The sequence below is a fragment of the Streptomyces sp. NPDC040405 genome (genome assembly GCF_055595765.1).
The window spans coordinates 573,866-596,466 of sequence record NZ_JBVIVI010000002.1; the positions used below are offsets into that span (position 1 = coordinate 573,866).

The 22,601-nt window shown below is 72.5% G+C and carries 18 protein-coding genes and 1 tRNA gene; 7 read left to right on the forward strand and 12 right to left on the reverse strand.

Annotated features, from left to right (window positions below; translation table 11 throughout):
- Positions 1-209: 209 nt before the first annotated feature.
- From ACZ59A_RS09915 to ACZ59A_RS09940, 6 genes are all read right to left on the reverse strand, one after another.
- A complete protein-coding gene (locus ACZ59A_RS09915; protein ID WP_468056808.1) occupies positions 210-728 on the reverse strand; it encodes a hypothetical protein in 519 nt (172 codons plus the stop codon).
- Positions 729-795: 67 nt separating this feature from the next.
- Positions 796-1,392: an aminoacyl-tRNA hydrolase gene (gene pth, locus ACZ59A_RS09920; RefSeq protein WP_468056810.1), complete on the reverse strand. Its 597-nt coding sequence runs from the start codon at positions 1,390-1,392 to the stop codon at positions 796-798.
- Between the two features lie 157 nt (positions 1,393-1,549).
- The gene (locus ACZ59A_RS09925) at positions 1,550-2,146 is read right to left on the reverse strand and encodes a 50S ribosomal protein L25/general stress protein Ctc (protein ID WP_470957850.1); all 597 of its coding nucleotides are present in this window, start codon (positions 2,144-2,146) and stop codon (positions 1,550-1,552) included.
- Between the two features lie 226 nt (positions 2,147-2,372).
- Complete coding sequence (locus ACZ59A_RS09930) at positions 2,373-3,350, reverse strand: ribose-phosphate diphosphokinase (RefSeq protein ID WP_470955915.1); 978 nt, start codon at positions 3,348-3,350, stop codon at positions 2,373-2,375.
- 74 nt (positions 3,351-3,424) lie between these two features.
- Positions 3,425-4,891 carry a bifunctional UDP-N-acetylglucosamine diphosphorylase/glucosamine-1-phosphate N-acetyltransferase GlmU gene (glmU, locus tag ACZ59A_RS09935; protein ID WP_470955918.1) on the reverse strand — a complete coding sequence of 489 codons (1,467 nt, stop codon included), beginning with the start codon at positions 4,889-4,891 and terminating at the stop codon, positions 3,425-3,427.
- Positions 4,892-5,004: 113 nt separating this feature from the next.
- Positions 5,005-5,076 (reverse strand) — tRNA-Gln (locus tag ACZ59A_RS09940).
- A gap of 292 nt (positions 5,077-5,368) precedes the next feature.
- Between ACZ59A_RS09940 and ACZ59A_RS09945 the strand changes: the two genes are divergently transcribed.
- A complete protein-coding gene (locus ACZ59A_RS09945; protein ID WP_470955922.1) occupies positions 5,369-6,733 on the forward strand; it encodes a sensor histidine kinase in 1,365 nt (454 codons plus the stop codon).
- Positions 6,734-6,969: 236 nt separating this feature from the next.
- Here ACZ59A_RS09945 and ACZ59A_RS09950 read toward each other — a convergent pair whose 3' ends face one another.
- Together ACZ59A_RS09950 and ACZ59A_RS09955 are read right to left on the reverse strand one after the other, a co-directional pair.
- Complete coding sequence (locus ACZ59A_RS09950; protein ID WP_470955925.1) at positions 6,970-7,470, reverse strand: SUKH-3 domain-containing protein; 501 nt, start codon at positions 7,468-7,470, stop codon at positions 6,970-6,972.
- The gene (locus tag ACZ59A_RS09955; RefSeq protein ID WP_468055638.1) at positions 7,467-7,988 is read right to left on the reverse strand and encodes a YwqJ-related putative deaminase; all 522 of its coding nucleotides are present in this window, start codon (positions 7,986-7,988) and stop codon (positions 7,467-7,469) included. The genes ACZ59A_RS09950 and ACZ59A_RS09955 overlap by 4 nt, the downstream gene beginning before the upstream one ends.
- A gap of 196 nt (positions 7,989-8,184) precedes the next feature.
- Between ACZ59A_RS09955 and ACZ59A_RS09960 the strand changes: the two genes are divergently transcribed.
- The 3 genes from ACZ59A_RS09960 (at position 8,185) to ACZ59A_RS09970 (ending at position 13,491) form a co-directional block, all read left to right on the forward strand.
- Positions 8,185-9,162, forward strand: a complete 978-nt coding sequence (locus tag ACZ59A_RS09960) for an HNH endonuclease (protein ID WP_470955928.1) — start codon at positions 8,185-8,187, stop codon at positions 9,160-9,162.
- Between the two features lie 5 nt (positions 9,163-9,167).
- Positions 9,168-12,368 (forward strand): SUKH-4 family immunity protein, encoded by a 3,201-nt coding sequence (locus tag ACZ59A_RS09965; protein WP_470955930.1) that lies wholly within the window; start codon positions 9,168-9,170, stop codon positions 12,366-12,368.
- Between the two features lie 199 nt (positions 12,369-12,567).
- Positions 12,568-13,491, forward strand: coding sequence for a cellulose-binding protein (locus ACZ59A_RS09970; protein ID WP_470955933.1), 924 nt, complete (start codon positions 12,568-12,570; stop codon positions 13,489-13,491).
- Positions 13,492-13,510: 19 nt separating this feature from the next.
- Here ACZ59A_RS09970 and ACZ59A_RS09975 read toward each other — a convergent pair whose 3' ends face one another.
- Positions 13,511-15,214, reverse strand: a complete 1,704-nt coding sequence (locus tag ACZ59A_RS09975; protein WP_470955935.1) for an MFS transporter — start codon at positions 15,212-15,214, stop codon at positions 13,511-13,513.
- Between the two features lie 438 nt (positions 15,215-15,652).
- On the opposite strand from ACZ59A_RS09975, the gene ACZ59A_RS09980 reads away from it, so the two are divergent.
- Both ACZ59A_RS09980 and ACZ59A_RS09985 read left to right on the forward strand, forming a co-directional pair.
- Positions 15,653-16,441, forward strand: coding sequence for an ABC transporter ATP-binding protein (locus ACZ59A_RS09980; RefSeq protein WP_470955938.1), 789 nt, complete (start codon positions 15,653-15,655; stop codon positions 16,439-16,441).
- A complete protein-coding gene (locus tag ACZ59A_RS09985) occupies positions 16,438-19,008 on the forward strand; it encodes an ABC transporter permease (protein ID WP_470955941.1) in 2,571 nt (856 codons plus the stop codon). The genes ACZ59A_RS09980 and ACZ59A_RS09985 overlap by 4 nt, the downstream gene beginning before the upstream one ends.
- Positions 19,009-19,292: 284 nt before the next feature.
- Here ACZ59A_RS09985 and ACZ59A_RS09990 read toward each other — a convergent pair whose 3' ends face one another.
- Positions 19,293-19,709, reverse strand: a complete 417-nt coding sequence (locus tag ACZ59A_RS09990) for an NUDIX hydrolase (protein ID WP_470955944.1) — start codon at positions 19,707-19,709, stop codon at positions 19,293-19,295.
- A gap of 113 nt (positions 19,710-19,822) precedes the next feature.
- Between ACZ59A_RS09990 and ACZ59A_RS09995 the strand changes: the two genes are divergently transcribed.
- The gene (locus ACZ59A_RS09995) at positions 19,823-20,809 is read left to right on the forward strand and encodes an aldo/keto reductase (RefSeq protein WP_470955947.1); all 987 of its coding nucleotides are present in this window, start codon (positions 19,823-19,825) and stop codon (positions 20,807-20,809) included.
- On the opposite strand, the gene ACZ59A_RS10000 is transcribed toward ACZ59A_RS09995, so the two are convergent.
- Both ACZ59A_RS10000 and ACZ59A_RS10005 read right to left on the reverse strand, forming a co-directional pair.
- The gene (locus ACZ59A_RS10000) at positions 20,799-21,443 is read right to left on the reverse strand and encodes a hypothetical protein (RefSeq protein ID WP_470955950.1); all 645 of its coding nucleotides are present in this window, start codon (positions 21,441-21,443) and stop codon (positions 20,799-20,801) included. The genes ACZ59A_RS09995 and ACZ59A_RS10000 overlap by 11 nt on opposite strands.
- A 13-nt stretch (positions 21,444-21,456) precedes the next feature.
- On the reverse strand, positions 21,457-22,512 hold the full coding sequence (locus ACZ59A_RS10005; RefSeq protein ID WP_470955953.1) for a MerR family transcriptional regulator: 1,056 nt from the start codon (positions 22,510-22,512) through the stop codon (positions 21,457-21,459).
- Positions 22,513-22,601 lie beyond the last annotated feature (89 nt).

A 22,601-nucleotide genomic window follows, 5' to 3' on the forward strand; every position in this document is an offset into this window, starting at 1 on the left:
AAACCCCCACCGCCACAAACAAAAGTATATACCCCACACCCGCAAAAAGGACCCCCCCCCCCCCCCCCCCCCTTCCCCCCCCTCCCCCCCCCCCCCCCCCCCCCCCCTCTCTCCCCTCCCCCTCCCCCCCCCCCCCCCCCCCCCCCCCCCCCCCCCCCCCCCCCCCCCCCCCCCTGCCACCCCCCCCCCCCGCCGTATGCGCAGGGAAGCTAGAACGTCAGCGCGGCGAAGGCCGCCCCCAGCAGGGCCGCGCCCGCGAGGCCCAGGCCCCAGGCGGTACGGCGCATGCGGAGCCCGCCCGCCACCACCAGCGACGCCAGCAGCAGCGAGCCGCCGAACGGGACCCAGGCGTGCAGGATGCCCGCCATGCCCGTACGGACCACCTCGTCGGTGCCCGGTTTGACGGCCACCAGCAGCCGTTCACCTCTCCCGTCCGAGACCGCCGCGTCGACCCGTACTTCGGCCCGCGCCTCGCCGCCCCGGGAGCCGGGGGTGAAACGGCCGGTGCACCAGTCGTCGTCGCAGCGGGAGACCGTGAGCGTGCCGCTCTCCAGCCCCTTGGTGAGCATCGAAGGTTTGGCGTCGCCCCAGGAGGACCACACCCCGGCCACCAGGATCAGCAGCGCGACGAGCGTCATCGCCACGTTCTTCGCGAGCAACAGCAGCCCGTACATGCTCTCGCCCGCTCGCCGCGTACGGCTGCGCTTGGTGATGCCGGTGGATGCCATGGCGGTAGATCTTTGCCACCGGCGGGCCCGGGGTCAACCTCCGGCCGAACAACCGCGCGGACGCGGTTCAGGAGTTGTACGTGCCCTGCGCGCGCTCCAGTCCGTCCACGATGAGCGTCTCCACGGCGTCGGCCGCGCGGTCCACGAAGTAGTCCAACTCCCTGCGCTCAGCGGCGGAAAAGTCCTTCAGCACGAACGCCGCGACATCCATCCGGCCGGGCGGGCGGCCGATGCCGAAGCGCACCCGGAAGTAGTCGGGGCCCCCCGATTTGGTGATCGACTTCAGCCCGTTGTGGCCATTGTCACCGCCCCCGAGTTTCAGCCTCAGCGCCCCGTAGTCGATGTCCAATTCGTCGTGAATCGCCACCACATGACCCACCGGCACCTTGTAGAAGTCGCGCAGTGCCGTCGTCGGTCCGCCCGCCAGATTCATGAACGACATCGGCTTCCCGACGATCACCCGGCGGCTGCCCGGACCGGGCGGTCCGATCCGCCCCTCCACCACCTGCGCACGGGACTTGTGCGCCTTGAAGCGCCCGCCCATCCGCTCGGCCAGCAGCTCGGCCACCATGAAGCCGACATTGTGGCGGTTCGCCGCGTACTCCGGGCCGGGGTTGCCCAGGCCCACCACGAGCCACGGGCTGCTCGCTTCTGCGTCGCTCATCGTCTCGTTCTCCCGAGTGACTGAGTGAGGGAATGCGCCGCGCTCCAGGCGGCCTCATGCGCAACGGTCTCTTATACGCGACCGCCGCTACACGCGACCGCCGCCCCGCTGGCAGCAGCGGAGCGGCGGTCGCCAAGCGATGCGGGACGAGAGGGGATCAGCCCTCGGCGCCCTCACCCTCCTCGTCGGCCTCCTCGGCCGGAGCCTCGGCCTGCGGGGAGACGACGTGCAGCACCGGGGCGTCGTCCTCGACGGCCAGGGTGGTGCCCTTCGGCAGCGCGATGTCCTTGGCGTAGACGGTGTCGCCCGCCTCCATGCCCGCGATCGAGATGGTGACACCCTCGGGGATGTGGGTGGCCTCGGTCTCGACCGGCAGCGTGTTCAGCACGTGCTCGAGCAGGTTGGCGCCGGGGGCCAGGTCGCCCTCGGTGTGGATCGGCAGCTCGACGGTGACCTTCTCGCCCTTCCTCACCAGGAGCAGGTCGACGTGCTCCAGGATGCCGATCTTGATCGGGTGGCGCTGCACGGCCTTGGGGATGACCAGCTCGCTCTTGCCGCCCTCGATCTCCAGGCGCAGCAGGACGTTCGGGGTCTTGAGCGCCATCAGCAGGTCGTAGGCCGGGAGCGTCACGTGCGTCGGGTCGGCGCCGTGGCCGTAGATGACGCCGGGAACGCGGTCGGCGAGACGGGTGCGGCGGGCCGCGCCCTTGCCGAACTCGGTGCGGGGCTTGGCGGGGATCTTGACCTCGGCCATGGGGCACTCCTCGTAGATCGTGTACATGTGGCCGTCACCCGGCCCACGACAGACCTGCTACGAAGAGCGCGTCGATAACGGATGAGCTGTGCGGAACACAGCCTCCCTCGCCGAGCAACCCCACGAGTCTACCAACAGTCGCCCCAGGCTTGAGGCCACCCCTTGCGGGGGTGGCCTCAAGCGGGATCGGTCCGCGGCGTGGTCCGCGGTTCCGCGGTTAAGCCCATCAGGCGTGCTCCTCGAACAGGCTGGTCACGGAGCCGTCCTCGAAGACCTCCTGCACGGCACGGGCGACGGTCGGCGCCATCGACAGCACGGTGACCTTGTCGAGCTCGACCTCACCCGGCGTCGGCAGGGTGTTGGTGAACACGAACTCGCTGACCTTGGAGTTCTTCAGCCGGTCCGCCGCCGGGCCCGACAGGACGCCGTGGGTGGCCGTCACGATGACGTCCTCCGCGCCGTTCGCGAACAGCGCGTCCGCGGCCGCGCAGATCGTGCCACCGGTGTCGATCATGTCGTCGACCAGCACACAGACCCGGCCCCGGACGTCACCGACGACCTCGTGGACCGTCACCTGGTTCGCCACGTCCGGGTCGCGCCGCTTGTGCACGATCGCCAGCGGGGCGCCCAGCCGGTCGCACCAGCGGTCGGCCACCCGCACCCGGCCCGCGTCCGGCGAGACGACCGTCAGCTTCGACCGGTCGACCTTGGCGCCCACGTAGTCCGCGAGGATCGGCAGCGCGAAGAGGTGGTCCACCGGGCCGTCGAAGAAGCCCTGGATCTGGTCGGTGTGCAGATCGACCGTGAGGATGCGGTCGGCACCCGCGGTCTTGAGCAGGTCGGCGATCATCCGCGCCGAAATCGGCTCCCGGCCGCGGTGCTTCTTGTCCTGGCGGGCGTAGCCGTAGAACGGCACGATCACCGTGATCGAGCGCGCGGAGGCCCGCTTCAGCGCGTCGATCATGATGAGCTGCTCCATGATCCACTTGTTGATCGGAGCCGTGTGGCTCTGGATCAGGAAGCAGTCGGCGCCGCGCGCGGACTCCTGGAAGCGGACGTAAATCTCGCCGTTGGCGAAGTCGAATGCCTTGGTCGGGACCAGGCTGACGCCCAACTCGTGGGCGACCTCCTCGGCCAGCACGGGGTGGGCGCGGCCGGAGAAGAGCATCAATTTCTTCTCGCCGGTCGTCTTGATCCCGGTCACGTCACGTCTCCTTGGATGTCACTTTGGTGCGCGCTTTTACGGTACGCCCCCGGATGGGCGCACCGGTTCGCAGGTCACTGCCCGCCCTCGTCCTCCTGGCGCGCGGCCGCCGCGGCTTCCGCCGCCTGCGCCGCGGCGCTTCCTGGGCGCTTGCGGGCGACCCAGCCCTCGATGTTCCGCTGCTGTCCGCGTGCGACGGCGAGCGAACCCGGGGGCACATCCTTGGTGATGACCGAACCGGCGGCGGTGTACGCCCCGTCTCCCACAGTGACGGGAGCCACAAACATGTTGTCCGAGCCGGTCTTGCAGTGGCTGCCGATGGTCGAGCGGTGCTTGTTCACACCGTCGTAGTTCACGAAGACGCTGGCGGCGCCGATGTTGGTGAAGTCGCCGATCGTGGCATCGCCCACATAGGACAGATGCGGCACCTTGGTGCCCTCGCCGATCTCGGCGTTCTTCATCTCCACGTACGTACCGGCCTTGGCCTTCGGGCCCAGCCGGGTGCCGGGGCGCAGATACGCGTACGGACCGGCCGACGCCCCCGCGCCGATCACCGCGTCCTCCGCCACGGTGAAGCTCGCCACCGCGCCCTCGCCGACCGTGGTGTCGGTGAGCCGCGAGTTCGGGCCGACCTCGGCGCCGGTGGCCAGATGCGTGGTGCCCAGCAGCTGGGTGCCGGGGTGGATCACGCTGTCCTGTTCGGCGGTGACCGTCACGTCGAGCCAGGTGGTGGCCGGGTCGATGACGGTGACCCCGCCGAGCATGGCGCGCTCCAGCAGCCGGTCGTTGAGCAGCCGGCGGGCCTCGGACAGCTGCACCCGGTTGTTGATGCCGACGATCTCGCGGTGGTCGGCGGCGATCGAAGCGCCGACCCGGTGCCCGGCCTCGCGCAGGATGCCGAGCACATCGGTGAGGTATTCCTCACCCTGGCTGTTGTCGGTCCGCACCTTGCCGAGCGCGTCGGTGAGCAGCTGGGCGTCGAAGGCGAAGACCCCGGAGTTGATCTCGCGGATCGCGCGCTGGGCGTCGGAGGCGTCCTTGTGCTCGACGATGGCGGTGACGGCGCCGGACGCCTCGTTCCGCACGATGCGGCCGTAGCCGGTGGCGTCGGGTACCTCGGCGGTCAGCACGGTCACCGCGTTGCCGTCGGCGGAGTGCGTCCCGGCGAGCCGCTTGAGGGTCTCGCCGGTCAGCAGCGGGGTGTCGCCACAGACGACGATCACGGTGCCGTCGAGGGCCACACCGCTGTTGGACAGCTCCTCCAGGCCCATCCGGACCGCGTGTCCGGTGCCGTTCTGCTCATGCTGGACGGCGGTGCGGGCGTCGGCGTCGATCTCGGCCAGATGCGCGGAGACCTGCTCCCGGGCGTGGCCGACCACGACCACCAGATGCTCGGGCGAGAGCTCGCGGGAGGCGGCGACGACATGCCCGACGAGGGACCGGCCGCAAAGGGCGTGCAGAACCTTGGGGGTCGCCGACTTCATGCGAGTGCCCTCACCCGCTGCGAGGACGACGACGGCTGCCGGGCGGTTGGCGCTCACGGGTGTGCCCTTCGGCTTCGGGTAGGGGGTGGACACCCGCAGGATACCGAGAGGTTTCCCCCCGGAAACGACTGCGGGTCCCGACCGTGAAGGACAGGACCCGGAACCAGAGGCTCCCCCGCCAGGACTCGAACCCGGACTAATGGCACCAAAAGCCACTGTGCTGCCAATTACACCACAGGGGATAGCAGAGAGGTCCAAGTCGGGCACCCGGTCGGGCTGTCGACTTGGCCTCCACCACTATGCCGTACCGCCGGGCTTCGACGCGACGGTATGCCGCAGTGTCCGGCCGGTCGCGCCCCGGCCGGTGCCGTGTGCTCATGGTCACAGGATGGCCCGCCATGCGGACGCAGGCATCGAAAACGTACTCGATTCAACCGTTCGAGTTAAAACCGTTGATATGCCGACTGTTCGAGTGAGACACATGCGGCCGTGTCCCCCGGAAAAGGGCTGGCATGCGGTCGTAGTCTGGTCGCTATGACTGCGACGGGGGCATCTGAGGATACGAGTGCGCGCGGCGCGCCCGGCGGCCCTTTGTGGTGGTCGCGGCGGCGCAGCATGGTGCTGGACATCGTGCTGGGCGTCGCGTCGGCGATCGAATGCGCCGCGGAGGGCGTCGGATTCGCGCACGACGCCCGGATCCCGGTCGCCCTCGGGGTCGCGATCGGGCTGATCGTCGGGTCCACCCTGGTGCTGCGGCGGCGCTGGGCGATCGCCGTGGTGCTGATATCGATCGCCGTCACCCCCGCCGAGATGGGGCTGCTGCTCGGCGTCGTCGGGCTCTACACCCTCGCCGCGTCCGAGGTGCCGCGCCGGATCTCGGCGGTGCTGGCCGGGATGGCGGGCGCCGGGACCTTCCTCGTCACGATGATCCGCTTCCGGCAGGACAACCTGGAGGAGGCCTGGGGTTCGGCCGTGTGGGAGGCCGCGCTCTTCTCGTTGACGATCACCCTGGCGCTGACCGCGCCCCCCGTACTGCTCGGGCTGTACGTCCGGGCCCGGCGGCGGCTGGTGGAGAGCCTGCGGGAGCGGGCCGACGGTCTGGAGCGCGAGCTGTCGCTGCTCGCGGAGCGGGCCGAGGAGCGGGCCGAGTGGGCGCGCAACGAGGAGCGCACCCGGATCGCGCGCGAGATGCACGACGTGGTGGCGCACCGGGTGAGCCTGATGGTGGTGCACGCCGCGGCGCTGCAGGCGGTGGCGCTCAAGGACCCGGAGAAGGCGTCGAAGAACGCGGCGCTGGTGGGCGACATGGGGCGGCAGGCGCTGACCGAACTGCGGCAGATGCTGGGCGTCCTGCGGTCGGACGGACCGGCCGAGGCGAAGCCGGTGCCGCTGGCGTCGGTGGCCGTCGCCGCCTCGGCCGCCGCCGAGGCCGCCACGGCGTCGGCCGCGGCCACCACCGAGGACGAGGGCGCGGGCGGTCCGCGGCTGGTGGAGCTGGAGGCGCTGGTCGGTCAGTCGCGGGCGGCCGGGATGGCCGTGGAGCTGTCGGTGGAGGGCGAGGAGCGGCGGTACGCGGCGCGGGTGGAGCAGACCGCGTACCGCGTGGTGCAGGAGGCGCTGACCAACGTGCACAAGCACGCCCCCGGCGCCAGCACCCGGATTCGTCTGGCGCACCGCGGCGCCGAGATCGCGGTGCTGGTGGAGAACGGCCCCTCGGAGCGGGGCGCGGCGGACGCCGGGCTGCCGAGCGGGGGCAATGGGCTGGTGGGGATGAAGGAGCGGGTCTCGACGCTGGGCGGCGGCTTCGTCTCGGGCCCGACGGACACCGGCGGCTTCCGCGTCTCGGCCGTCATCCCGGACCGCACCCGAACCCCAGCCGACCCCGCAAGAACCGCGTAGCGCCGCGCCCCGCAGGGGCGCGGGGAACTGCGCGACCAGCCGAGACGGCGCCGCAGACGACCGACAACGGGCCGCACAACGGCGCCAGGGGCGCGAGGAACTGCGCGACCAGCCACGACGTGGCCGCAGACGGCCGACAACGTGACGATCAACGGCGCCAGGGGCGCGAGGAACTGCGCGACCAGCCACGACGGCGCCGCGGACGACCGACAACGCAAGGCGCAACGGCGAAGCGCCTAGGCCCGAGCCAACCGCGACGGCAACGCACCAGTAATCAGCGTCGCCAGCGCAGCGTCAAGCGTGGGGCCCAGATACCAGTCACCGGTGTGGTCGAGGCTGTAGATCCGCCCCTCCGCGTCGATGGTCAGCAGCCCCTGCCCGTCGGCCTCCTCGCCCAGCGGGCAGACCGTGGTCTCCAGGGCGCGCCCCAAGTCGCCGAGGGTGCGGGCCAGGTGGAGCCCGTGGAGGGGGTCGATACGGAACGGGGTGGGGGCGACCTGGCGGCCGGTGCCGGGCGGCTGGACGTGCAGTCCGCCGAATTCGGCCCAGGCCTCGACGGCGGCCGGGAAGACGGTGTGCTGGTGCCCGGCGGGGGAGGCGTGGGCGGACAGGGCGTCCGCCCAGTGCTCGGCGCGCTCCATGTCCCAGCGGCCCGGCTGCCAGCCCGCCTCGCGGAGCGCGGCGTCCACGGCGACGGGAAAGCGGGTGGTGTCGGTTCGGTCGAAGGGGCGGGTCACGCTTCCTCACCCACCACCCGCACGCCGAAGTGGCCCAGCAGCGCCGTGCAGGACAGGCAGGGCGGGGCGTACGAGCCGTGCTGCGGGTCGCCCGCCTCACGGATCCGGCGGGCGGTCAGCTTGGACTGCTTGAGGGAACGGCGGGCCTCACCGTGAGTGAGCGGCTTGCGCGCCGCGCGTTTGGAGCGGCTCGCCTCGACGGCGGCCAGGTGGCGGGAGAGCAGGACCGCTTCGGGGCAGCGGCCGGTGAAGCGTTCGCGCTGCCCGCTGGTGAGGGCGTCGAGGAAGTCCTGCACCAGGGGGTGGAGGGCGGGCGCCTGGTCGCCTTTGCCTCCGGTGCAGGTCAGGGTCTCGCCGCGGACGGAGAGCGCGGCCGCTACGGCGGGCAGGAGCGTGTCGCGGCGGTGGTGCAGCGGGGGCGGGCCCGCGTCGGGATCGACGCTGCTCCATCTGAGCCGGGGGTCGCTGGCCGCGGCGGCGGCTCCGTCGCCGCCCCCGTTGCTCTGCGTGATGTGCATGTGGTGGGTCCCTCCCTGTGCGATCCACCGCAATCCCCCGGTTGCGAAAGATCAGCCTGCCAAATGCGACGGGAAATGCGGTAGTCCGGGTGCGTCGGCCCAGGTGGGCGGGCGGGGCGGTGGCCGACCGGTTCCGCTTGTGGCGCCACCGCATAGGCTGTGCCCCATACGCCAGCATCAGCAGGGGGCAACCGCCATGACGACAGGTCGGCTCGGGCAGCATGCCGCGCCACCGAACACGGCCTACGCCGGGCAGGTCGTGCACTTCCCGGATCCGGTTCGGGCCGCCCGCCACCCCATGGGCGTCCGGGTGGACGAAAACGGCTTTCCGGACTTCTCGCCGTACGCCCGCGCGGCCGCCGAAATCGCCGAGCCCCCGGAGGGGTTCGGGGTCGACGAGCTGCGGCTGACCGACCTCGTATCGGCGAACGCCGCGCTGCACGCGTCCGGCCATGAGCTGTGGAACGAGACCTCGGCGGTGGCCACTCCGCACGGCTGGACGTGGCACCACGCCGTGGGCGGCCGCCGCATGGAGCTGATCCCGGTAGAGGTCAAGGCCCTGCTGCGGCATCACGGCGGGCTCGCGACGGCGCTGGTGGACCAGGACAAGCGGGGCACCCGTCCGCTCCAGGACACCCGGCCGGTGCACTTCGGGCTGCCGGTGCGGGGGCTCTCGGTCACCGAGGAGCAGGTGCTCGGCGTGGAGGAGGACCTCGGCTACCGGCTGCCGGAGTCGTACCGCGCGTTCCTGAAGGCGGCGGGCGGCTGCGCGCCGGTCGGCGCGGCGCTCGATCCGGAGCTGGGGCTGCTGGTCGACCAGCCGTTCTTCACGGTGCGCGATGTGGCGGCGGTCAACGACCTCGTCTATGTCAACAAGTGTCTGCGCGACCACTTCACCAAGGACTATCTGGGCGTGGGCTTCGTGCAGGGCGGCGTGGTCGCGGTGAAGGTGAAGGGGGACGCGATCGGCTCGGTGTGGTTCTGCGCGTACGACGACGCGCGGGACCGCGACGGCTGGACGGTCCAGGAGCGGGTGGAGCGGCTGATGCTGCCGTGCGGCGAGGACTTCGACGCCTTCCTGCTGCGGCTCGCGGGCAATCCGCCGGAGCTGGAGACCGTGGCGAACCTGATGGTGGACGGCGGATTCGCGTACGCCGTACCCGTGGAGGGGTGAGCGCGATGGTGACCTTCGCACAGGCGCAGGAGCGCGCCGAACTCTGGATCAACGGTGAGGTGCCCGCCTACCAGCAGCGCGAGGTGCGGGTGCGGGAGTTCGACCTGGGCTTCGTGGCCTGGGCCGAGGACCGCCCGGACGGACCGGTTTCGAGCGCGCCCGTGGACGGCGCCCGGCTGGTGATCGCGCGGGACAGCGGGGAGACGACGCTGTGGCCCGGGCTGCCGGTGGGTGAGGTGATCCGCCGGTACGAGGAGGAGTACGGGGCGAACGACGACCGTGCCCAGGAGACCACCGGGGGCAGGCAGCAGCGCATCGACCTCAATGTGACGTCCTTCCTGCTGACTCCGCCGGAGTGGCTGCAGGAGGCGGCGGACGCGATGAGCGGGGGCGCGGACGAGCCGGACGTACCGGCGCAGCGGTCGCCGGAGCCTCCGGCTCCCGCTCCCGCTCCGGTGGACGACTGGCCGTCGGGCGGTGTGCCGTCGCCGCGCGACGAGACGCCCGCGCCCGCAGCCGATTCCGGTTCGGCTTCCGGTTCGGATTTCCGTTCGGATTCCGGTTCGGTCGATGAGGGCTGGCGTAGTGGCCCGCCCACGCCGCCGCCCGGTGGCGGCGAGCCGCGCGATGCCGTGCCCGCGCCGAAGCCGGTGGACGACTGGCCGTCGGACGGCGTGGCGCCGCCGCGCACCGACGCGCCCGCGTCCGGTTCGGCCGAGGGGGGCTGGCGCAGCGGTCCGCCTACGCCGCCGCCGGGTGGCGGCGAGCCGCGCGATGCCGTGCCCGCGTCCGCGTCGGTGGACGACTGGCCGTCCGGTGGCATGGCGCCGCCGCGGCGCGACAGGGAAGAGGACGACTGGCCGACGGGCGGTGTGGCACGGCCGCGCACCGACCCGCCCGCGCCGCCGCCTCCGTCTGCCCCGGCGCCCGGGGGCGGCAGCCCGTGGGCCCCGCCGCCGCCCGCCCCGGCTCCCGCGTCGCCCCCTTCCGGTGAGACGCCGAAGGGCCCGGCCACGCCCGGCGTCGGTACGCCGTGGGCCGACACCAACTCCGCGAGTGACGACGGCGATCGTTCGGTCGCCCCGCCCGCCACGGTGTTCGCCCCGCCGCTCGCGGGCTCGGACGACGAGGACACCCCGGTCCCGGGGGTGCGGGCGGACGCCAAGACCGAGCTGATGTCGGCGGGCAGCGCGCTGCCGCCCACCGCCGTCTCTCCGGCCTACGATTTCCCGAAGGCGGGCGGTTCCGACGCGTCCTCCGGCGCGGGAGACATCGCGGACGCCGCCACCCACAAGGCGGGCCCGCCGAGCGGCCCGACGACCCCGCCGCCGCCCGGTGCTCCGGGTACGCCCGGTGCCCGGCCCGGTACGGGGGCGCATACGCCTCCGCCGCCGAGCCCGTCCGGCCCCGGCGCCCCGGGTGCTCCGGCCGGGGGGTACGTACCGACGCAGCTGGTCTCGCAGCTCGACCCCGACAGCACGGGCGGCGGCCCCCTGGGATCTCCCGGCGCGCAGAGTGGCCCGCAGAGCGGTCCGCCGACCCCGCCGCCGCCTCCCGCCCCCGGCACTCCCGGCGGTGGCGTGCACGCGGCGGCGACGATGCTGGCCGGTGGCCCGGGCACGCCCGGCGCTCCCGGAGCCCCGGGCACGCCCGGCACTCCCGGCCAGACGCCGCCTGGTGGCCAGACGCCGCCCGGTGGGCAGACGCCGCCGCCTCCTTCCGCCGCCCCGGGCGCGCCCGGCGCTCCCGGCGCTCCGGGCGGTGGTGTGCACGCTGCGGCGACGATGCTGGCGGGTGGCCAGACCCCGCCGCCCGCTCCCGGTGGCCCCGGTGTCCCGCCGCCGCCCGGTCCGCCCGGTACTCCGGGGCAGGCTGGGCCATCCGGCCCGCGCCCGCCTGGCCCTCCCGGTGTCCCCGGTGCGGGTGGTCCGCACACGCCCCCGCCCCCGCCGGGCCCCTTCCCGGGCGCGCCTGGTCCCCCGGGCGCTCCCGGCGCTCCGGGCGGTGGTGTGCACGCGGCGGCGACGATGCTGGCCGGTGGCCCGGGCACGCCCGGTGCCCCCGGAGCCCCGGGCGCACCCGGTGCTCCCCACATGCCGCCGCCCGCCGGTCCGCCGGTGCCCGGGATCACCCCGCCCCACGGTGTGGCGCCGCCCGGGACGCCGCCGCCCGGCATGCCGCCCCCGCCGGGTGGCGGGTACGCGTATCCGCAGCCGCCCGCCGGGCTGCCGACGGTCGGCCCCGGCTATATGGCGGTCCTCCGCTACCGCGCGCAGGACGGCTCCGAGCAGCAACTGATCCGTCGTTCGGCGCCCGGCACTCCGCATCCGGAGTGGCAGATCCTGCATGAGCTGCGGGCGATGAACGTGCCGCCGCAGCAGGTGCTGGAGCTGCACACCGAGCTGGAGTCGTGCGATCTGCCGGGCGGTTACTGCGCGCGGATGATCCGCGAGTCGTGGCCGCAGGTACGGATCAGCCATACGGCGCCGTACGGGCGGGACCACGCGACCCGGCAGCAGGGTGTGCGTCATCTGATCGAGCACCAGGGCGAGCTGCACCAGGTGGCGGACGGCCCGGCCCGCCCGGCGCCCAACCGGGTGCCGCTGCCGCATCCCAGCCAGGTGCAGCCGATTCCGCCGGTGCCGCCGGAGGGGCTGGCGCACGAGCTGGGCCAGGCGTTCGGGCCGCAGGCGATCGTCCGGTTCGACCAGCGCGCGGTGTCGCGGCAGGGCGTACCGGACGTGGTGGCGCAGACGCTGGTGTGGGCGGGACTGCCCGCGGACTTCGGCCCGTTCTTCTGGGCTCAGGCGCAGCAGGGCCGCCCGGTGCCGACGCTCGCCGAGCTGGCGGCGGAGCGCGGTGTGCAGCCCTCGGCCGACGCCGGGTCGTACCTGGTGATGGGCAACGACTTCGGCCGCCAGCTGTGCGTGCAGTACGGCACGGCGCACATCGTGGCCGTGCCGCTGGAGGCGCCGCCGCAGCCGATGCCCGCGCAGTTCGTCAACACCGGTCTGCCCGAGTTCGTGCGCTGCATGGGGCTGCTGGGCCGTATGTGGCGGCTGCGGTACGGGCTGACGCCGGAGCAGGCGGGCCGTTGGACCGTCGACTTCCAGGCGCAGCTCGCGGCGCTGGACCCGGCCGCGCTGTCCGCGCCGGACAACTGGTGGGCGGTGCTGCTGGAGCAGATGTGGGACGGACTCCTCTGATACGTACCGCGGCGCACTGAGTGCGCGTGCCCCATCGAGGCGCCCGACCCCCGTGACGGGGGCGGGCGCCTTGTCGTTGTGGTACCCGGGCGGGCCCCGGCCGGGGAGATGGGCGGAGTGTCGCGTTATGGGCGATAAGACCCCATCCATCAAGATGTGCGCCGGAGCGCGTTGCCTACCGGACAAAGGGGTTCCAAGGATGGGCGCATCGGTGTCACGTCATGGCTTCACCATCGGCGGACGGGGCCGTGGTTACCGTCCCGCGCAGGTCGACCGCTATGTGGCGGAGCTGTCCGAGGCGCGTGACGCGGCGTGGGAGCGCGCCGCACGCCTCACCGTTCTCGCCAACGAGCTGGCCGCCGACGCCGAACGGCTGCGTGAGGTGATCGCCCAGCTGGCCCCCCAGACGTACGAATCTCTGGGTGATCGCGCGCAGCTGATTCTGATGGCGGCCGAGGAGGAGGTCGGCTGTCTGCGGGTCGCGGCCGAGGCGTCGGCACAGGAGGCGTGGGAGGCCGCGCAGGCCGCCGCCCGGGTCGTCCGGGACGCCGCCCGCGATGAGGCCGAACGGGTGCGGGAGGCCGCCGAGGGGTCGGCGCGCAGCACGCTGGAGTCGGCGCAGGCGCAGGTGGAGGAGTTGCGCGCGGCCTCGCGGCGGGACGTCAAGGAGTGGCGCAGCGAGGCGCTGGCGGCGCTGAAGGAGATGCGCGGGCGCACCGAGGCGATCCTCGCCGAGCAGGAGCGGGATCACGCGGACCGGTGGGAGGCGGCCGGTCATGAGCTGGTCGAGCGCGACGCGGCGATGACCGCGCGGCTGGTCCGGCTGGAGGAGCACGCCCAGGCCAAGCTGGCGGACGCCAAGCGGGAGTACGCGATGGCGGATCAGGCCGCGCGGCTGCGTCAGGAGGACGCCCAGGCGCAGGCCGCGGAGATCGTCGCGCAGGCCCGTGCCCGGGAGGAGCGGCTGGCCCGGGAGACGGAGCGGACGCTGCGCGAACATGTGGAGCGGCGCGAGGAGCTGAAGGCGCATCTGGAGCACGTCCGCGGCAGTCTGGCGGCCCTGACGGGCAAGCCGGTCGCGGAGGACGCCGCCTCCGGCCCGCATCCGCACCCCGAGACCTGACGGTCCGGGCCGGGCGGGGTCAGTTCTCCCGGGCGGGGTTCGCCGTCAGCTGGTCGGCGGCGGATTCCGGTTCCGTATCCGGTTCCGTATCCGGTTCCGTATCCGGTTCCGTTCCAGATTCCGCTTCCGGTTCCGTTCCGCTTCCCGTTTCGGCCTGGACCGGGAAGCGGCGCGGGGCGAGGAACAGCAGGGCCAGCAGGGCGAGGACCGCCGCGGAGGCGGCGCCCAGGTAGACGTGGTCGACGGCGGTGTCCACGGCGCGCCGCAGATAGTCGGCGGCGCGGGCGCTGAGGGCGCCGGGGTGGTCCAGGGCGTGGGAGACCGAGTCGAGGTTGCCGGGCAGGCCGTCGCGGATGTCGGGCGGGGCGGTGGCGAGCCGGGCGGCGAGGGTCGCGTTGGCGACGGCGCCGAACAGGGCCGCGCCGATGGACTGGCCGACCTGGCGGCAGAAGAGTATCGAGGCGGTGGCGGTACCGCGCTCGGCCCAGCCGACGGACGACTGCACGCCGACGATCAGCGGCAGCTGGAAGAGCCCCAGGGCGGCGCCGAGCAGCAGCATGATCAGCGCGGGCTGCCAGGCGGCGCCGGGGTAGGGGAGCAGGGGGAAGGCGGCCAGGATGAGCGCGGCGGCGCCGATGCCGATCATGGCGCACTTCCGGAAGCCGACGCGGGTGTAGACGCGACTGCTGAGGGCGGCCGAGATGGGCCAGCTCAGCGTCATCACGGACAGCACGAATCCGGCGGGGATCGGCCCGAGGCCCAGCACCGACTGGGCGTAGGTGGGCAGGAAGACGGTCGGGGCGATCATGAGGAGCCCGAGCGCGCCGAGCGCGAGGTTGACCGCCGAGATGGTGCGCCGCCGCCACACCCAGCCGGGGATGATCGGTTCGGCGGCGCGCCGTTCGATCCATACGGCCAGGGCCGCGCATCCGGCGCTGGCCGCGAGCAGCGCCAGGGAGGGTACGGAGAGCCAGCCCCAGGCCACCCCGCCCTGGACGAGCGCCGTCAGCAGCAGTCCGCCGCAGGCGAAGATGGTGAGGGCGCCTGCCCAGTCGATGCGGGGCCGGGTCGTCCGCCGCCGCACCGGTTCGTGCAGATGGCGGACGATGAGGGTGAGGGCGAGCGCCCCGATCGGCAGGTTGATCAGGAAGATCCAGCGCCAGTCGGCGTATCCGGCGAGCACCCCGCCGAGCGCGGGGCCCGTCACCGCGGACAGGGCCCATACGGAGGAAAGCCGGGCCTGGATCTTGGGGCGTTCCTTCAGCGGATAGAGGTCGGCGGCGACCACCTGGATGGTGCCCTGGAGCGCCCCGCCGCCCAGCCCCTGCACGATGCGGAAGGCGATGAGGGAGGCCATGTTCCAGGCCCCGGCGCACAGCAGCGATCCGATGACGAAGACGATGGTGCCCGCCACCAGGACGGGCTTGCGGCCGAAGGTGTCGGAGAGCTTCCCGTAGACCGGCAGGGTGACGGTGACGGCGAGCAGATAGCCGGAGAACAGCCAGGAGAAGACCGAGAAGCCGCCGAGATCGCCGACGATCTGCGGAACGGCGGTCGAGATGATGGTCGAGTCGAGGGCGGTCAGCGCCATCGCGAGCATCAGGGCGGCGACGACGGGGCGTCGGCCACGCGACGTGGCCTGCGGTACGGCCTCGTTCGGAGGGGGGTTCTCGGGGAGGGGGTCTATGGAGTCCGCGTCGGGCCCGTCTGCGGTGCCGCCCACCGTGGCGCGCTCCCTCCGCCGGTCCGCGCCGGCTCTGGTGTCCAGTTCTCTTGTACGACCCACCATTCCATGCCGCATCGGGGCAGGGGAAGAACGCATCAGGGCTGCTGAGGCGGCGGATTTGCGCCTTCCGTTACGTATGGGTGCAGGGTCGACCCCGAGAGGCGCTCCACCCCAGGGCTTACTCCCCTAGGGGATTCAGCCCCTTTCCTCCTACCCGGGGTTCGTTCCGGGGAAGGACGAGCCGGGGCGTACTGCTCTTTACTGTGGTTACGGCCAGCAGGACCGAGGGGGGTAGGGCTGGCCCCACCCGAAGACGGCGCCGGGCCTCATCGTCCCGGCCCCCGGCTTCCGGCAGGCTGATCATCAGGCTCGACCAGGCGATCGGGGACGTGTGACCGTCCCGGGTCCGACATAGGCGAAAAAGAGGAGAACACCGTGACAACGGCCGTATCGATTCCCAAGACCGGGGGCAGCGGAGGACATACGGCCGTTGCTGCCCGCGCACGTCAGGTGGTCAAGGCGTACGGCTCCGGCGAGACCCGGGTGGTCGCGCTGGACCACGTCGACGTGGACATCGCCCGCAGCCAGTTCACCGCGATCATGGGCCCGTCCGGCTCCGGCAAGTCGACGCTGATGCACTGCCTCGCGGGGCTGGACACCGTCTCGTCGGGCCAGATCTTCATCGACGAGACCGAGATCACCGGGCTCAAGGACAAGAAGCTCACCCAGCTGCGCCGGGACCGGATCGGCTTCATCTTCCAGGCGTTCAACCTGCTGCCGACGCTCAACGCCATCGAGAACATCACGCTGCCGATGGACATCGCGGGCCGCAAGCCCGACCGGGCCTGGCTGGACCGGGTGGTGCAGACCGTCGGTCTGGCCGACCGGCTGAGGCACCGCCCGAACCAGCTGTCCGGCGGCCAGCAGCAGCGCGTCGCGGTGGCCCGCGCCCTCGCCGCCCGCCCCGAGATCATCTTCGGTGACGAGCCGACCGGAAATCTGGACTCCCGGGCCGGTGCCGAGGTGCTGGGCTTCCTCAAGCGGTCCGTGGACGAGCTGGGGCAGACGATCGTGATGGTCACCCACGACCCCGTGGCCGCCTCCTACGCCGACCGGGTGCTGTACCTGGCCGACGGCCGGATCGTGGACGAGATGTACAACCCCACCGCCGACCTGGTCCTTGAGCGCATGAAGCACTTCGACGCACGTGGACGGGTGTCATGACCGTTCTCAAGACCTCACTGCGCAACTTCCTCGCCCACAAGGGACGGATGGCGCTGTCCGCGATCGCGGTCCTGCTGTCCGTGGCGTTCGTCTGCGGCACGCTCGTCTTCACCGACACCACCAACGCCACGTTCGACAAGCTCTTCGCGAGCACGGCGTCCGACGTCACGGTCAGCCCGAAGGGCGGCAGCGCCAAGGACCTCCGGCAGGGCCGGGTCCGTACGCTGCCCGGCGCGGACCTGAAGCGGCTGCGCCAGGTCGACGGCGTCAAGTCGGTGACCGGGGACGCCACCAGCGAGTCGGTCACGGTCGTCAACCGGAAGGGCGACAGCATCGGGCCCAAGTCCGGTGCCCCGACCATCGGCACCAACTGGGACACCACCGAGCACCGCTCGGTGCAGCTCACCTCCGGCCACGCGCCGCGCGGCCCCACCGAGGTGATGGTCGACGCCGACACCGCCGACGCCAAGAAGCTGAAGCTCGGTGACGAACTGCGGATCATCGCCCTGCCCGGCGAGTTCCGCGCGAAGATCGTCGGCATCGCCACGTTCCAGGTGACCAACCCGGGCGCGACGATCGTCTACATGGACACCGCCACCGCGCAGCGCAAGCTGCTCGGCGCGCCCGGCGCGTACACCAGCTACGCGCTGACCGCCCAGCCCGGCGTCAGCAACGACCAGCTGAAGAAGACCGTCGTCGCCGACCTCGGCGCCGGCCTCAAGGTGCAGACGAAGGCTGAGTCCAGCAAGGAGGCCGAGAGCCAGATCGGCTCCTTCCTGGACGTCATGAAGTACGCGATGCTCGGCTTCGCCGGAATCGCCGTCCTGGTCGGCATCTTCCTGATCGTCAACACCTTCTCGATGCTGGTCGCCCAGCGCACCCGCGAGATCGGCCTGATGCGCGCCATCGGGTCGAGCCGCAAGCAGATCAACCGGTCGGTGCTGATCGAGGCGCTGCTGCTCGGCATCGTCGGCTCGATCCTCGGCGTCCTCGGCGGCATCGGGCTCGCGGTCGGCCTGATCAAGGTCATGGGCAGCGCCGGTCTGCATCTGAGCACCGACCAGCTGACGGTGAAGCCCACCACGCCCATCGTCGGCCTCACCATCGGCATCGTCGTCACCGTCATCGCCGCCTACATCCCCGCCCGCCGGGCCGGGACGATCTCCCCGATGGCGGCCCTGCGCGACGCGGGCACCCCGGCGGACACCAAGGCCGGACGGATCCGCGGCACGATCGGCACCCTGCTCACCGCGGGCGGCGCGGCCGCCCTGGTCGTCGCGGCCAACGCGGACAAGGCGGTCGACGGCTCGATGTTCCTGGGCCTCGGCGTGGTGCTGACCCTCATCGGCTTCATCGTCATCGGCCCGCTGCTGGCCGGTCTGGTGGTCCGCGCCCTGGCCACCGTGGTGCTGCGGATCTTCGGGCCGGTCGGCCGACTGGCCGAGCGCAACGCGCTGCGCAACCCGCGGCGCACCGGCGCCACCGGCGCGGCCCTGATGATCGGCCTGGCGCTGGTCGCCTGTCTGTCGGTGGTGGGCTCGTCGATGGTCGCCTCGGCCACCGACGAGCTGGACAAGTCGGTCGGCGCGGACTTCATCGTCCAGTCCGACACCGGCCAGCCGATCACCCGGCAGATCGAGCAGGCGGCCCACCGGGCCAAGGGACTCACCCACATCAGCGACGCCAAGGTGATCGACGGCGCCAAGATCACCTCGCCGGACGGCAAGACGGTCGGCAAGGACCTGACCGCGGCCGACCCGACGTACGCGGACGACGTGCGGACCCCGGTCGTCGCGGGCGACCTGGCCGCCGCGTACGGCAAGGACGCCATGTCGGTGCCGGAGGGCTTCGCCAAGGACCACAAGGTGAAGCAGGGCGACACCCTGACCGTCGCCTTCAAGGAGGGCCGTACCGCCAAGCTCAAGGTCGCGGCGATCACCTCGGACGACGTCAGCCTGGACAAGGGCGCGCTCTACACCAACATCACCACTGTCGAGCACTATGTCCCCGCCAAGATGATCCCGGCGAACGTCATGATGCTGGCGCAGGCGAAGGACGGCCAGGAGGCGGTGGCGTACAAGTCCCTCAAGGCCGAGCTGCACCAGTACCCGTCGGTCAAGGTCCGTGACCAGACGGACTACAAGCAGGAGATGAAGGACCAGATCGGCCAGCTGCTCAACCTGGTCTACGGTCTGCTGGCGCTCGCGATCATCGTCGCCATCCTCGGCGTGGTGAACACCCTCGCCCTGTCGGTCGTCGAACGGACCCGGGAAATCGGCCTGATGCGCGCCATCGGCCTCTCCCGGCGCCAGATGCGCCGCATGATCCGGCTGGAGTCCGTCGTCATCGCCCTCTTCGGCGCGCTGCTCGGCCTGGGCCTGGGCATGGGCTGGGGCGCGACCGCGCAGAAGCTGCTCGCGCTGGAGGGGCTGAAGACTCTGGAGATCCCCTGGTCGACCATCATCACGGTCTTCATCGGCTCGGCCGTGGTGGGCCTGGTCGCGGCCCTGATCCCGGCCTTCCGGGCGGCGCGGATGAACATCCTGAACGCCATCGCGACGGACTGAGGCCGGGGCCGGGGGTTTCGGGACGGCTGCCCTTTCTTTGGGGGAAGGGGCAGCCTCTACGGGGGGGCACGGGCCCGGCTCGGTGCGCGACGGGGGTGCGCACCGGGCCGGGCCTTTTCGCGCGCGTGCCGCGCAAGCGTCACGGGGGGCCGCAGGCTGGCGGCCCCCGCCCGGCGGGGGCACCCGGCGGAGGTGACCGCCGCGCCGGACGGCCGGTCCGGCGGCGACGATCCGCGTCGTCCCCTTGTCCTCTTGGCCCCTTGGCCGGGCTGCCGCAGCCCGACTCACGTCGCCGCGAGGGCGCCCCCGGATCGCAGCAGGGGCACCACGTGGTTCCGGATGGCCCCGGCGAGCCGGACGTCGCTCTCGCCGCCCGCGATCCAGCGCATACGGGCCAGTTCGGCCGCCAGGTGGGGCTCCCGGTCGATCCGCGCCTCGAACACCGTCAGCCGCATCGGCACCCTCTCCAGGACGGCCACCCCCTCGACCTCGGCCAGCAGCCGCGGTTCCAGCGGGGCTACGCCCAGCTCCTCGTCCAGCTCCCGGGCCAGGGTCTCCAATGGGCTCTCGCCCGGGTCCGGCTTCCCACCGGGCAGATAGAAGACGTCGGGCGCCGCCTTCTTGCTCACCACCAGCAGCCGTCCCCGCTGTACGATCGCGGCCGCCACCACGGTCATGGGCTCTTCGTCCTCGTACGTCATGCGGGCGATTCTGGCAGTCGGGCCCACGCCCCTGGCCAGCGATTTTTCCCGGTTGACTTGGAGTGCGCTCCAACTCCTAGCGTGATCGTCACGACCACGAAGGAGGCACCACGATGTCCGATCTACCCACCCGCCACCTGGGCGAACTCACCGTCGGCGCACAGGGCCTGGGCCTCATGGGGATGAGCCACGGCTACGGCGACTCGGACGACGCGCAGTCGATCGCCACCATCCACCGCGCCCTCGACCTCGGCGTCACCCTGCTGGACACCTCCGACTTCTACGGTTCCGGCCACAACGAGGAACTGCTCGGCCGGGCCCTGGCCGGGCGCCGCGACCGGGCGGCCGTGGCCACCAAATTCGGTTTCGCCAACCGGCTGGGCGAGCCCACCGCGATCCGGGGCGACGCCGCGTACGTACGCCAGGCGTGCGACGCGTCGCTGCGCCGCCTCGGCATCGACCACATCGACCTCTACTACCAGCACCGCGTCGACCCCGAGGTCCCGATCGAGGAGACCGTCGGCGCGATGGCCGAGCTGGTCCGGGCGGGCAAGGTGCGCCACCTCGGGCTGTCCGAGGCGAGCGCGGCGACGATCCGCCGCGCCCACGCGGTGCACCCCATCGCGGCGCTGCAGAGCGAATGGTCGCTGTGGACCCGGGACCTGGAGCAGGAGACGGCCCCGGTCTGCCGGGAACTCGGCATCGGCCTCGTCCCCTTCTCCCCGCTCGGCCGCGGCTTCCTGACCGGCCGCTACACCTCGGTCGAGAACCTGCCGGAGACGGACATGCGCCGCACCCAGCCCCGCTTCGCGGACGGCAACCTCGAACAGAACCTGGCCATCGTCGACAAGCTGAACGAACTGGCCGCTGAGAAGGGCGTCACCGCCGGTCAGCTCGCCCTGGCCTGGGTGCAGCACCGGGGCGACGACGTGGTGCCGATCCCGGGCACCCGCCGCGAGAAGTACCTGGAGGAGAACCTCGCCGCGGTCGCCATCGAGCTGTCCGCCGCCGACCTGGCCGCGATCGACGCCGCCGCCCCGGCCGAGGAGGTGGCCGGGACGCGCTACGACGAGAAGAGCCTCACCTTCGTCAACCGCTGATCAGTTCGCTGATCACCGCGCCCAGCGCCTCCTGCTCCCCGTCCGGCAGCCACCGGGCGGCGTGCACCATGCGCAGCGCGGTGACCAGCCGCGTGTGGTCCTCGTCCGTGCCGAGGTCGCCGACGTACGGCGGCAGGACCACCGCGAGCGCCCGCAGCTCACCGAGGGCACACAGCCGCTCCACCAGAGTGGCGAGCGGCCCGCCTTCGGGTTCGGCTTCGCGGGTCGTACGCAGCCCGTCGGCGATGCCGAACCGGGTCCAGTCCGCGTACGGCCCGGCCGGTACGTCGCCGATGCGCGCGGCGGCCCGTGCGTAGTGCTCCCGCGCCGCGTCCATGTCGCCGAGCTTCGCGTACGCGGCGCCCATGTTGACGTGCAGCGAGGCGTAGAAGCCGCGGACCCGGTCGTCCCCGACCGCGTCCGCGCGGTTCAGGCACTCCTGGTTCCAGCGCAGCGTCTCCTCGGGGGTGGGCTGATGCCGGGCCAGGTAGTGCGCGGCCACGCAGTGTTCGTAGTCGTCGGTGGCGGCGTCCCACGCCTGCCGGAACCGGACACGGGCGTCGTCGGCCCGCCCCTCGGCCTCGGCGGCCATGCCCTGCGCGCACAGCCGGACGACGGGGTTGTCGGGGTCCATCGATGTCTCTCCTTCACGGTGTGCGGACAGGCATGACGAGGGTCGTGAAACTGCCCTGGTCGGCGGAGCGGACGACGACGGGCTCGCGGTCCGAGGCGACCTCAAGCAGCACATCGGGCCCCACGCCCGCCTCCAGCGCGGGCAGCAGAACAGCGGGGTCGAAGACGATGCGCAGCGGTGGCCCGGTGCACAGGGCGGACAACGGGTGGCCGCCCTCGACCGTCAGCACGCTGTCACCGGTACGCAGCACGACCGGACCGTCGCCGCCCTGCTCGGCCACGGCCGAGCACAGCGCCGCCCGGTCGGTGAGCACGCGGTGCCGGGCGGCGGCGAGCCCGTCCAGCACCATGCGGTACGCGGGGAACACCTCGTCCACGACGGGCAGCACCCGCTCCTCACCCCCGCCCCGTACGCGCACCTCGGGCCCGTCGACCTCGATCGCGACCTCCGGCAGCCCCCGGGCCCAGCCCGCGAGGTCCCGCAGCTCCTCGATACCGACCGGCAGCCCGCACGGCTCGCCGCTGATCGCGAGCGGCCGCAGCGCGCGTACGGAGAGCCGGTAGCGGTCGGTGGCCACGAGCCGCAGTTCCTGGTCGGCCAGCTCGATCAGCACCCGGCCCAGCACCGGGAACTCCTCCCGCACCGCGCCCGTCGCCACCGCCGACCCCACCTGCCGCACCGCGCCCGCCAGCTCGGCGCCGCCGACCCGGGCCTCGGCGCGGCGCACCCCGCCCGGCAGCTCGCGCAGCACGTCCTCGATCGCCGCGCGGGCGGCCGCCGCCGACTCGCTGTTCCGCCGGAGATGGCCCCGCAGCACCTCCCGGGCCTCCTCGGGCGGCCCGTCCAGCACGGCCGACGCGTCGACCAGCGGCAGCCCGGCCTCCCGTAGCCGCCGCAGCAGCGTGGCGCGGGGCGCCTGCTCCGGGGCGTAGTACCGGTAGCCGGTGGCCGCGTCCACCCGCGCGGGCCGCAGCACCGCGCAGTCGTCGTAGAACCGCAGCGCGCTCGGCGTCAGCCCGACCCGGCGGGCGAAGGCGCCGATGCCCATCAGGGGCTCGTCGTCGTTCATGGCCGCCATGCTGGGCCTTCAAGCGACTCGAAGGTCAATCGACGCCGACCGATGAGTTCCGTGCCCCTCCCCGGTCATATCGGCATAAC